At 69.4% G+C, this 11680-nt stretch carries 11 protein-coding genes; 2 read left to right on the top strand and 9 right to left on the bottom strand.

The window, feature by feature from the left end; all coding sequences use genetic code 11:
- Window positions 1–25 precede the first annotated feature (25 nt).
- The 5 genes from ACWDTP_RS12855 to ACWDTP_RS12835 all read right to left on the bottom strand — a co-directional run bounded on the left by ACWDTP_RS12855 (window position 26) and on the right by ACWDTP_RS12835 (window position 4168).
- Window positions 26–1096: a DUF1942 domain-containing protein gene (locus ACWDTP_RS12855; protein ID WP_450020150.1), complete on the bottom strand. Its 1071-nt coding sequence runs from the start codon at window positions 1094–1096 to the stop codon at window positions 26–28.
- A 136-nt stretch (window positions 1097–1232) separates the two neighbouring features.
- On the bottom strand, window positions 1233–2165 hold the full coding sequence (locus tag ACWDTP_RS12850; RefSeq protein ID WP_450020148.1) for a M56 family metallopeptidase: 933 nt from the start codon (window positions 2163–2165) through the stop codon (window positions 1233–1235).
- Window positions 2162–2536: a BlaI/MecI/CopY family transcriptional regulator gene (locus ACWDTP_RS12845; protein ID WP_450020146.1), complete on the bottom strand. Its 375-nt coding sequence runs from the start codon at window positions 2534–2536 to the stop codon at window positions 2162–2164. Before ACWDTP_RS12845 ends, ACWDTP_RS12850 begins: the two co-directional genes overlap by 4 nt.
- A 58-nt stretch (window positions 2537–2594) precedes the next feature.
- Entirely contained in the window at window positions 2595–3443 is an 849-nt protein-coding gene (locus ACWDTP_RS12840; protein WP_450020144.1) for a cytochrome c biogenesis CcdA family protein, read from the bottom strand.
- Window positions 3440–4168, bottom strand: a complete 729-nt coding sequence (locus ACWDTP_RS12835; protein WP_450020143.1) for a DsbA family protein — start codon at window positions 4166–4168, stop codon at window positions 3440–3442. The genes ACWDTP_RS12840 and ACWDTP_RS12835 overlap by 4 nt, the downstream gene beginning before the upstream one ends.
- Window positions 4169–4300: 132 nt before the next feature.
- Between ACWDTP_RS12835 and ACWDTP_RS12830 the strand changes: the two genes are divergently transcribed.
- Window positions 4301–5188 (top strand): L,D-transpeptidase, encoded by an 888-nt coding sequence (locus ACWDTP_RS12830; RefSeq protein WP_450020205.1) that lies wholly within the window; start codon window positions 4301–4303, stop codon window positions 5186–5188.
- Between the two features lie 23 nt (window positions 5189–5211).
- Here the strand turns inward: ACWDTP_RS12830 and ripB are convergent, their stop codons facing one another.
- The 3 genes from ripB to ACWDTP_RS12815 all read right to left on the bottom strand — a co-directional run bounded on the left by ripB (window position 5212) and on the right by ACWDTP_RS12815 (window position 7541).
- Window positions 5212–5925 carry an NlpC/P60 family peptidoglycan endopeptidase RipB gene (ripB, locus tag ACWDTP_RS12825; protein WP_450020141.1) on the bottom strand — a complete coding sequence of 238 codons (714 nt, stop codon included), beginning with the start codon at window positions 5923–5925 and terminating at the stop codon, window positions 5212–5214.
- 116 nt (window positions 5926–6041) lie between these two features.
- A complete protein-coding gene (locus tag ACWDTP_RS12820) occupies window positions 6042–6749 on the bottom strand; it encodes a ZIP family metal transporter (RefSeq protein WP_450020139.1) in 708 nt (235 codons plus the stop codon).
- Window positions 6750–7190: 441 nt separating this feature from the next.
- Window positions 7191–7541, bottom strand: coding sequence for an ArsR/SmtB family transcription factor (locus tag ACWDTP_RS12815; protein WP_450020137.1), 351 nt, complete (start codon window positions 7539–7541; stop codon window positions 7191–7193).
- Between the two features lie 103 nt (window positions 7542–7644).
- Here ACWDTP_RS12815 and ACWDTP_RS12810 point away from each other — a divergent pair, with 103 nt between their 5' ends.
- Complete coding sequence (locus tag ACWDTP_RS12810) at window positions 7645–9579, top strand: heavy metal translocating P-type ATPase (protein ID WP_450020135.1); 1935 nt, start codon at window positions 7645–7647, stop codon at window positions 9577–9579.
- 86 nt (window positions 9580–9665) lie between these two features.
- Here ACWDTP_RS12810 and ACWDTP_RS12805 read toward each other — a convergent pair whose 3' ends face one another.
- Window positions 9666–11534, bottom strand: coding sequence for a propionyl-CoA synthetase (locus tag ACWDTP_RS12805; RefSeq protein WP_450020133.1), 1869 nt, complete (start codon window positions 11532–11534; stop codon window positions 9666–9668).
- Window positions 11535–11680 lie beyond the last annotated feature (146 nt).

The following is an 11680-nucleotide window of genomic DNA, read 5'->3' as shown; positions in this document are numbered from 1 at the left end:
TCGGCCGTTGCCGTGGTGTCTCGGGTCAGTTCGCCGGGCCGTGGCTGCTGACCGGAGCGGTGGTGGGCGCCGCAGGGGCCGGGACCACCGGGGTGGTCGGCTGGGTTCCGGCCGGGATCAGCGCAGGTTCGGCCGGCTGAGCCGGAGCTGCCGGAGCAGGCGGGACCGGAGCGGCCGGGGCCGGCTGGGCTGGTGCGGCCGGGGCCGGGGCACCGGCCGGGACGGCCTCGGTGCCTGCCGGAACCGGTGCCCCCTCGGCGGGCGCGATCGCGGTGGCGGCACTACCGGCACCGGCGGGCGCACCGGCAGGCACACCCTCGGCGATCGGGGTGCCGTGGGCGACCGGGGCCGGGGTGGCCTCGGTGCCCGCCGGCGGGACCTCGGTGGTCTCGGTGCCGACCGGGGTGGCGGCCGGGGTGCCCTCGGTAGCGGCGGGCAGGTCGGTGGCGCGGCTACCCGCACCGGCCGGGGTGGCGGCCGGAACTGCCTCGGTGCCGGCAGGTGCCGCGCCTGCGGGGGCCGCGGCGGGTGCCGGGGTCGTGGCGGCCGGGGCCGAGGCGACCGGCTGCGTGGCGGCCGGGGACGCCGAACGGCTCTGGCCGCTGCCGGCCGGGGCCGGGGCCGGGGCGGCCGGCTTGTCCCAGACCAGCAGGTCGCGACCGCCGGCGTTGTAGACGACGTTCGTCGGCTGTGGGCCGGTGACATCGAAATAGATCTTGCCGCTGGTCTTGTCACCCTGCGGGATGGTGGCCGGGTTGACCCCGTGCGGGCTGGGGACCTGGAACAGGGCCCGGTAGTTCTGGCCGTCGGCCGCGCGGACGTTGAAGTTGGACACGACCGGGGTGACCGAACCGTCGATCGCCTCATTGGTGGCGGTGAGCTCCCACAGCGTGCCGCGCACCGGGTAGTCGATGGTGTCGGTGCTGGGCTTGAGGTCGGCAACCGTCCAGCTGCCGTTGTCCAGCCGTGCCTGGCTGCCGACGGTTGCCGTCGTGACATCGCTCGCATCGCCGAGCGCGACGGGCGCGCTGGCGAGGATTCCCGCCGCGGCTGCAGCCGCGGCGGCCAGCACAGTGCTGGTGTTCGTGATCTTCAAGGCATTCACTCCTGAGTGGTCCGATAGACGGCAGGCCCCCGACAGTGGGGATGCCCACTTCATGCGAAGTTAGCAGTTTAAGAGGAACCTGTGAAACAAGAGGGCATAAATCACGCCATTGCGCGGTGGTGCTCCCTCACAGAGTGCACAGGGTGAACGCCAGGGCGGCCACGGTGGGAGTCCCGACGACCACGGCCGCCAGCGACAGTACCCGCGGGGCCCAGCGGGCGCGGCGCGGGGGACACATGAGTCGCAGCACCCGGTCGGTCACCGCGGTGCCCGCCGCGGCGAGCGCCCCGTCGGGCAGGCGCGTCCCGGTGCTCAGCGTGACGAGACCGGCCAGCAGCGGTCCACGACCGTGCGTGCGGGCGGCCGCGTCGTCGGCGCACATCTCCAGCAGCGGCGGGACCGACCGCGCGGCGGCGCGCATCAGGGGCAGCCGCGGCAGGGCCGCCGACATGGCGTTCAGCGTCGCGACGATGTGGTGATGGCGGCCCCGCAGATGGGCCCGTTCGTGGGACAGGACGGCGGCCAATCCGGCCGGGTTCAACAGGTCGAGGGCGCCGGTGGTGACGACGATGGCGCTGCGCCCGCGGCCGGCGACACAGTATGCCGCAGGCCGATCGGCGGTGATGGTGACGACGCCGTCGGGCCCGGTGGGCCTGCCGACGATCCGGACCGCCTCGGCATGTTCGTGGTTGCGGCCCCTGGTGCTGCGAAGTGCCGAGATGACCCGGTGGGCGGTGTGGATCGCCACCGTGGCGGTGAGGACGAGCAGCGCGGCGACGAAGGCCGTGGCGACGGCCGGCGGTAACGTCACCGCGCCGGCGATCCCCAGCGTTTCGACGCAGAACGTCAACGCGGTGTGGGTGATCAGGCTGTGCGCGGCCCCCACGATCAGGATCACCGACGCCGCCACCCAGGCGAACGACGCGGTGGCCACGGCCGCCAGCCAGCCGGCCACCGAGAGCCTCGGCGCCACGCCGGCCGAGATCGGGCCGGTGAGCAGTGCCGGCGCCAGCCAGCTCAGCGCCACCGCGTAGGCGAGCAGGAAGGTGACCGCGTTCATCGTGACCGCCCCTCGGTGAATCGGTTGAGCGCTTGGCGGAGCTTCGCCGAGTCGTCGTCGGCGATCTGCTCCAGGAAGAAGTTGAGGATCAGCTCGCTGTCACCGCCGGATTCGAACACCGTGCGCATGAGCTGAGCGGAGTGTTCCTCCCGGCTCATCACCGGCCGGTAGTGGTAGGCCAGCCCGACCTTCTCCCGCTGCAGCCAGCCCTTGCGGAACAGGTTGTCCATCGTCGACATCACCGTGGTGTAGGCGATCTGGCGCTTGGCGACGAGCTCATCGTGCACGCTGCGCACGGTCGAGGGCTCCGAACGCGACCACAGCACCTCCATCACCACGGCTTCGAGATCGCCGAATCCTTTTATGCCCATGCCCGTTACCGTCCGCCGAGGTGCGTATCCACTGTTGTGTCGATCCCGTGAGTCCAACCTATGTAGCGCGATAGTAGCTTCTCTGTTCCTTTCGGCGGCGACGCCACAACCGGGTCGACCGCCACCCGATCAGCGCGATCACCACGGCCAGGATCACGGTGGGGTCGCCGATGCCCGACGACAGCCGGCCCAGCCAGACCTGCAGGTCGTACTGGGCGTCGACGGTGAGCAGGCCGCCCAGGCCCGCGGTGCCGTCGGTGAACAGGAAGACCGCGCCGAGGCCGATGAAGACCGCCCCGGTGAGTAGCGAGGTGGTGTGGGTCTGCAGCGGGCCGAGACGCACCGGTCTGCCCCGCAACCAGGTCCGCCCGGAGAGGTTGAAGCGGTCCCACAGCCAGGCGAGCAGGAACAGTGGCGCGGCCATCCCCATGGCGTAGACCGCCATCAGCAGCCCGCCGTAGACCGGGTCGGCCCCCATCGCCGACATGGTCAGGACCGCGCCGAGCAGCGGCCCGGCGCAGAACCCGGCAAGCCCGTACACCGCTCCGAGCGCCAATACCGACACCGTGCCGGAGATGGTGATCCCGGCCGTCGCGCGTTGTGCGGCGGACACGCCGAATCCTTTGCCCAGCAAGGTCATCAGGCCGAAGCCGATCAGGATCAGCCCGCCGATCACGGTGACCTCACCGCGGTACCGCGTGATGACGCTGCCCAGCGCCCCGACGCCGGCGCCCAACGGCACCAGCACGATGCACAGGCCCAGCCAGAACGCGACGGTGCGGCGGACCAGGAGCTGGACCCGGTCGAAGGCGTAGGCGAAGAAGGACGGCAACAGCAGTGCCGAACACGGGCTGAGCAGCGAGGCCAATCCGCCGAGGAAGGCACCGAACAGTCCGATGCCGCTCACCGGCCGGCCAATGCCAGGTCGATGGCGCGCACGAACTCGTCGGTCGGCTGCGCACCGAGCATCGGCACGTCATCGATCAGGAATGCCGGGGTGCTGGGCACGCCGAGGCCGGTGCCCTGTGCCAGATCGGAATTGATCGCGGCATCGAAGGTGGTTCCCGTCATCCCGGCGGTGAATCGGTCGATGTCGGCGACACCGGCCTGCCTGGCGAATTCGACCAGATCGGTTTCGGTCAGCTCCGCCTTCGACCGCTCCGGTGCGGCCGCGTACACGGCGCGGTTGAACTCCCAGAATCTGCCCTGCTCGGCGGCCGCGCGTCCGGCCCTGGCGGCCACCATCGACTGCGGTCCGAAGATCGGGAAATCCCGCCACTCGATGCGCAGCAGGCCCGCCTCGACGTAGCGTTCGACGAGTTCGTGCTCGGTGTCGCGGCTGAACTTGCCGCAGAACGGGCATCGGTAATCGGAGAACTCCACCAGGGTCACGGGTGCGTCGGGGTCACCCAACGCCAGTGGGTCGCCGGGCGGTCGGTGCTCCGCCCGGGCATGGTCCGGACCGGTGCCGTCGGGCGCCGGAGCCGCCGCCGACGGCACCGCGGCGGGGGCCGCGGTGGCGGCGTCGTGGTCGGGGTGGGTCACCAGGTAGGCGATGAGCGCGGCCGCGATGACGACAAGGCCCCCGATGAAGATGAGGTCCTTGCTGACGCTTTCTCGCCGTCCGGTCACCGTGCGCCTCCATGCTAGCCTGATCTACGTATCTACGCCGTAGGTACGTATTCAGTTCTAACACACCGCGCCGCCGGAGGGTTGGAGGCATCTGTGACATCGGTGAGATCACGCCAGAAACACTCGGCCCCAATTCAATCGGTGCTCTGGCCGGTGCTCGTCGCCGTCGTTGCCGCCGGCGCCCTGCTCGGCCACGGCCGCACTTACACCCTGGCCACCTCGACTCAGGAGCGGCCCCGGGTCAGCTTCACCGCGACTTCGGGTGCCGAACTCGTCGACGGTGCGACGTACGGTGTCGGCACCGTGATCGTGGCCGGCTTCGGCGAACCCGTCGCCGACCGGGCCGCCGCGGAAAGGCTGCTCTCGGTCAAAACCGTTCCACCCGTTGACGGTTCCTGGTATTGGATGGACAACCGGCATGCTCATTGGCGGCCGCAGAGCTACTACGGTCCGGGCACCAGGGTCGTCGCGACCGCCGACGCCGACCCGGGCAGCCGGGTGTCGTTCCGCATCGGCGAGTCCCACGTATCCGTCGCCGACGACGCCACCAAGCAGATCCGCGTCTACCGCAACGGTGAGCTGGTCCGGACCATGCCGACCTCCATGGGTATGGGTGGGTCGGAAACTGTTGCCGGAAAAAACATTTCGTTCTGGACTCAACCTGGCGTCTACACGGTGATGGACAAGGCCGACCCGGTCGTGATGGATTCGTCCACCTACGGGCTGCCGGTCGATTCCCGGCTGGGCTACAAGCTGACGGTCAGCAACGCGGTGCGCCTGACCAGCAGCGGGATCTATGTCGACCAGCTCGACAGCACGGTCTGGGCGCAGGGCACGACCAACACGTCGCACGGATGTCTGAACATCAACGCCGACAACGGGCGATGGTTCTACGAATTCTCCCGCCCCGGGGACGTGTTCGAGGTCCGCAACACCGGTGGCACACCGCTGCCGGTCTGGCAGAACGGCGACTGGGGCCTGCCATGGGAGCAATGGCTGGCCGGCAGCGCGCTGCGGTAGCGCGCCGCCGGGGCGTGATGCGATCAGGTCTCGATCACCCGGGTGACATAGGGCGTCATCCCCGAGAGGCGTACCGGGGAAACCTTCACCGGTACCCCGGTCTGCTGGGCTTCGATCATCCGGCCGCTCCCGAGGTAGATGGCCTCGTGCTGGCTGCCGCCGGGACCCCAGAACAACAGGTCTCCTCTCCTGGCCCGGGTCCGGTCGACATGCCTGCCCGCGTTGTACTGGTCGCCGGACCATCGCGGGAGCAGGATCCCGGCGCCGGCGAATGCGAAGCGGGTCAACCCGGAACAGTCGAAGCCGACGGTGCCCGCCCCGGAATCGATGCCCTTGCTCGGCCCGGTCACACTCCCGCCGCCCCACGAGTACGGCACGCCGATCTGGGTGCCTGCCCGCCGGATGACGTATTCGATCGCCTGCGGGCCGTAGACCCGGCGCGTGCGCAGCGCGCCGGCGTTGGCCGAGGGATCGTCGATGATGCCAAGGCCGCCAAGGAATTTGCGCCCAAGTTCCAGTGTGGTCTCGGTGGCGACCCTGGTCGCATTGAGTGAGGCGCCCGCGACCGCCAACGGATCGCCGGGGGCTCCGGCGCTGGGGCGGCGGGGCAGCAACGGATCCCATTGATCGGGGTCGGCGTTCGCGGTCGGGGCCGAGATGCCGATCGCCAGTTGGGTCATGACGACACATCCGATGCGGATGACTTCCCGGCGACGCACAGCTGACCTCCACGGCATAGCTACGTAGTTACTACGTACGTATATTGACCGTAGACTCTCGGATCGTCATCGCGCCAGCTTCACCGGGTCTCGCTTTGACAACAACATCCGAGCCCCGATCGATACCGTCGGGTTCAGCCGGCCAGCGAAAGCCCCGCCGCCACGGCGAATCCCAGTACGGCGGCCAGCCCCGCGTTCTCCCTGGCCTTGTCGGTGGCCTCGGGGATCATCGAGCCCACCAGCATGACCAGCAGTGCGCCCGCGGCGAATCCGTTGATGCCGCCCTGCAGCGCGGTGCCCGCGACCTGCTGCAGGGCGAAGCCGCCGACGGTGGCCAGTGCGCAGAGCGCCGCGATCGCGGTCCAGCCGGCGAGGATGTGCCGCACCGGATGTCCGGCGGCCCGCATATCACTGGCCGACCCGATCGATTCCGGCAGGTTGGACACGAAGATCGCCACCAGCAGCGCCACGCTCACCCCGGCGCCGCCGGCGATGCCGATGCCCAGCACCGCCTGTTCGGGAATGCCGTCGAGGAGCGCCCCGAGCAACAGTGGCAGGCCCGCCGTGCGTCCCCCGTTCCCGCCACCCATCCGGTCGACGGCGGTATCGGCGAGGTAGAAAGCGATGGCGCCGACGGCCAGGCCGAGGGCCACCGACAGCGCACCGCTGGCCCGGAATCCCTCCTCGGCCAACTCGAACGAGATGCTGGAGATCAGCGCACCGGCGCCGAAACCGAGAACCACGCCGACGAATCGACGGTTCCAGTCGCGCAGCACGCCTGCGACAGCGCCGAGAACCAGTGAGGACGCGGCGAGCAGGCCCCATGACAGTGCAGCGAGCACAGGCCGAGCATACGGGTGACAAGCGCGAAAAAGCCCGATCGATCGGTGTGATCGATGGGCTGGGAGTCTGGGATGGTGACCTGCCGCGGGTTGCCCGGCGGCAGGTCACCTACGGCGTCAGCGCCGTGCGTTGCAGTTCGGGGGGTTACCGCAATGGTGGCCGCCGTCGCATGCGTTGCAGTGGCAGGTACAGGACCCCTTCAATGGGAGAGTTACGCGCATCGTTGTTCAACTCCTTAGCTGTCCGAACGGCACCGGTGACCCGGTAGCAAATTGCCGGACGTGGCGAGATATCAACATATGACTATTTCACAATAGTTCGGCTCGCACCGAAAATAAAGGCGTTGGGCAATCGTGGGGGTATTGGCGCGGTGCGGTCGGCCACGATTGTCGGGTCGGTGAACTACGGGTGAATCTCTTTGCCCAGCACAGCTTCTGGTATTACGCCGGGGTGTCCCTGGCGCCGAGCCGGAGATGCTCGATATGGTAGACCGCCTCGTCGAGGAGTTGTGCGACGTGGTTGTCGTAGAGCCGGTAGACGATGTTGCGTCCGGACCGGTCACCGGCCACCAGGCCGAGCGCCCGCAATAACCGTAGCTGGTTGGACACCGCGGGTTGCTCCATTCCGACGGCCGCGGACAGGTCGGTCACCGAGCACGGCGATTCCCGCAGCCGGGTAAGGATCAGCAACCGGTTGGGGGAGGCGAGGGCCTGCAGGGTCTCGGCGACCTTGGCCGCCGAGGTGGCATCGAGGGATGCCGCCGGCGGGCGCCCATCCACTCCGTGACCCATGCCGTCCATTCAAACATGGGAGGCAAGTGGGGATTGATACATTTCAATCTCTACATGTATAAAGATATGCGTTCGTACATCTCGCAGCCCGAAGGGACCCTCGATGACCGCCTTGGTCAGCTCACCGGTCGCCGCATCGGCCACCGGGCGGCCATCGGGCCGCAGGCTCGCCTGGTTGTGGTCGGTGAGCTCGGTACGCTGGGCGGCCGCCGCGCTGGCGCTGTTCCTCCTCGGGCTGACCGGGCAACTCGCGGGCGCTCCGGAACCGGTGTGCTGGGCGCTGTACCTGGCCTGCTACGCCGTCGGTGGCTGGGAACCCGCGTTGGCGGGGCTGCGGGCGCTGCGAGGGCGGACCCTCGACGTGGATCTGTTGATGATCGTCGCGGCGATCGGTGCCGCGGCCATCGGGCAGGTGTTCGACGGGGCCCTGCTGATCGTCATCTTCGCGACCTCGGGCGCGCTGGAGGACGTCGCGACCACCCGCACCGAACGGTCGGTGCGCGGCCTGCTCGATCTGGCCCCGGCCGAGGCGACCCGGCTCGGCGCCGACGGCGCCGAACACGCCGTCGCCGCTGCCGATCTGCGGCCTGGCGACGACATTCTGGTCCGGCCGGGGGAGCGGATCCCGGCCGACGGCACCGTCACTGCCGGGGCATCCGACGTCGATCAGTCCTCGATCACCGGGGAACCGTTGCCCGCCGCCAAACAGGTCGGCGTCGAGGTGTTCGCGGGCACCCTCAACGGCTCGGGGGCGTTGCGGATCGCCGTCACCCGCGATCCGTCGCAGACCGTGGTCGCCCGCATCGTCGCGTTGGTGGCACGGGCGTCGGCGACCAAGGCCGCGACCCAGTTGTTCATCGAAAAGGTCGAACAGCGCTACTCGGTGCTGGTGGTGCTGGCCACCCTGACGCTGTTCCTGGTGCCGATGCTGGCGGGCGCTGATCTGCGGTCCACCCTGCTGCGGGCGATGACGTTCATGATCGTGGCCTCGCCGTGCGCGGTGGTGCTGGCCACCATGCCGCCGCTACTGTCGGCCGTCGCCAACGCCGGCCGCCACGGCGTCCTGGTGAAGTCCGCGGTCGCCATGGAACGGCTGGCCGACACCTCCGTGGTGGCCTTCGACAAGACCGGAACGCTGACCGTGGGCATCCCGCAGGTCTGCCGCGTGGTCCCGCTGGACGGTCGCGACGTACTCGAAACAGCCTCTGCGGCGGAGTATTTCAGTGAGCATCCGGTGGGCCGGGCGATCGTCGCCGAGGCTGGGGCGCGCGGGATACCCGTGCCGGAGGCCACCGGCTTCAGCGCCTTGCCCGGTCGCGGGGTGCGGGCCACGGTGGCCGGTGCGATCGTCGAGGTGCTCAGCCCGTCCGCCTACCGGGGGCCCGACATCGCGGCCGTGCGTGAGATCGAAGAGGACGGCGGTACCGCCGTCGTCGTCACGGTGGCCGGTGCGGCGGTCGGGGTGCTCGGCCTGACCGACCGGGTCCGCCCCGCCGCCGGGCCGGTGGTGGCCCGGCTGTCCGCACTCACCCCGCATCCGCCGGTGCTGCTCACCGGTGACAACGAACGCGCCGCCGACCGGATCGGGCGCAACATCGGCATCGGCGATGTGCGGGCCGGGCTACTGCCGGACCGAAAAGCGGCCGTGGTGCGCGGACTTGAGGACGAGGGTCGACGGGTGCTGATGGTCGGCGACGGCGTCAACGACGCACCGGCCATGGCGGCCGCGCACACCTCGGTGGCGATGGGCCGCTCGGGTGCCGACCTGACGGTGCAGACCGCCGACGTCGTCACCATCCGCGATGAGCTCGACGCCGTGCCTGCCGTGCTCGCGCTGGCTCGGCGGGCCCGCCGGATGGTCATCGCCAACCTGGTGATCGCGGCGACCGTCATCACGGTGCTGGCCGCCTGGGATCTGTTCGGGCACTTGCCATTACCGCTGGGCGTCGCCGGCCATGAGGGGTCGACCATCCTGGTGGCGCTCAACGGTCTGCGGCTGCTGGGCAACCGGGCCTGGCACCGCGCCTCGCGTCCGTAGCGCCCGCATCTTTCTCCGCGAGCAGACACAAACCTGACCCATTTCACGCGAAAAGGGGCAGTTTTATGTCTGCTCGGCAGAAGAAATCAGCGCTGCAGCACGGACTTGAGCGCCTCGAGCACCGACGGATCCTCGATCGTGGAGGGCACCGGCTCCTCACGGCCGTCGGCGATACCGCGCATGGTCTTGCGCAGGATCTTGCCGGACCGGGTCTTGGGTAGGGCCGCCACCACGTCGACGGTCTTGAAAACCGCTACCGCACCGATGTTCTCCCGCACCGCGGCGACCAGCTCGGCGGACAGGCCGTCGGGCGACGCGCCGGACTTGAGCACCACGAATCCGCGCGGCACCTGTCCCTTGACCTCATCGGAGACCCCGATCACCGCGCACTCGGCCACCGCGGGGTGCTCGGCCAGCACCGCCTCGATGGACCCGGTGGACAGCCGGTGCCCGGCCACATTGATGACGTCGTCGGTACGTCCCATCACGAACAGGTAGCCGTCGGAGTCCAGGTATCCGCCGTCACCGGTCAGGTAGTGGCCCGGAAACGCCGAAAGATAGGACGCCACATAGCGATCGTCGGCACCCCACAGCGTCGGCAGGGTGCCCGGCGGCAGCGGCAGCTTGATGCAGATCGCGCCCTCCTCGCCGGTATCGCACACCGAACCGTCCGGACGCAGCACCCGCACGTCGTATCCGGGCATCGGCACGGTCGCCGACCCTGGCTTGACCGGCATGGCCTGCACACCCATCGGGTCGGCGGCGATGGCCCACCCGGTCTCGGTCTGCCACCAGTGGTCGATGACCGGGACACCGACATGGTCGGCCGCCCAGTGATAAGTGTCGGGGTCCAGCCGCTCGCCGGCCTGGAACAGATACTTGAGCGAGGACAGGTCGTAGCGGCCGATGTGGGTGCCGTCGGGATCCTCCTTCTTGATCGCCCGGATCGCGGTGGGCGCGGTGAACAGCACCTTGGCCTTGTGCTCGGAGGCAACCCGCCAGAACGCCCCGGCGTCGGGTGTGCCGATCGGTTTGCCTTCGTAGAGAATGGTTGTCGCACCGAGCAACAGCGGTGCGTAGACGATGTAGGAGTGCCCGACGACCCATCCGACGTCGGAGGCGGCCCAGTACACGTCGCCGGGTTCGACGTCGTAGATGTAGCGCATGCTCCACAGCAGGGCCACCGCATGCCCGCCGTTGTCGCGGACGATGCCCTTCGGTTTGCCGGTGGTGCCCGAGGTGTAGAGCACATACAGCGGGTCGGTCGCGGCGACCGGCACCGGGTCGGCGGGCGCCGCACCGGCCACCAGCTCGGCCCAGTCGTGGTCGCGTCCCTCGATCAGCTCACACGGCCCCTGCTCACGCTGCAGGATGACGCAGGCCCGCGGCTTGTGCTCGGCCAGCTCGAGCGCGGTGTCGAGCATCGGTTTGTATTCGACGACCCGGGTCGGCTCGACCCCGCAGGATGCGCTGACCACGACGACCGGACGGGCGTCGTCGATGCGCGCGGCGAGCTCGTGGGCGGCGAACCCGCCGAACACCACCGAATGGACCGCGCCCAGCCGGGCGCAGGCCAGCATCGCGATGACGGCCTCCGGGACCATCGGCAGGTAGATGACCACCAGATCGCCCTTGCCGACCCCGAGCCCGCGCAACGCCCCGGCGAACCGGGCGGTGGCGTCGCGCAGCTCGCGGTAGGTGTAGCTGCGCTGAGTCCCGGTGACCGGCGAATCGTAGATCAGGGCCGCCTGCTCACCCCGGTCGTCGACATGCCGGTCGAGGGCGTTGACGCAGGTGTTGAGCTCGCCGTCGGGGAACCAGCGGTAGAACGGCGGGTTGGAGTCGTCGAGGATCCGCTGCGGCTCGCGGGTCCAGGTCACCGCCTTGGCGGCGTCGGCCCAGAAGGTGGCCGGGTCGTTGATGCTGGCGTCGAAGAGGGCGCGATAACCGGACATACGCAAACCGTAATGTGCGTCACATGCAACGTTCGTGCAACCTGGCAAAAAGCTGCGAATCGCCGGAGCCCGGGCACGCCCCGCAATTCTCCCCGCGAGCAGACATAAAACTGCCCTTCTCCGGCCGAAAATGGGCAGTTTTATGT

It is taken from the genome of Mycobacterium sp. NPDC003449, assembly GCF_053588415.1.
This window is presented reverse-complemented; position numbering and strand designations above follow the sequence as displayed.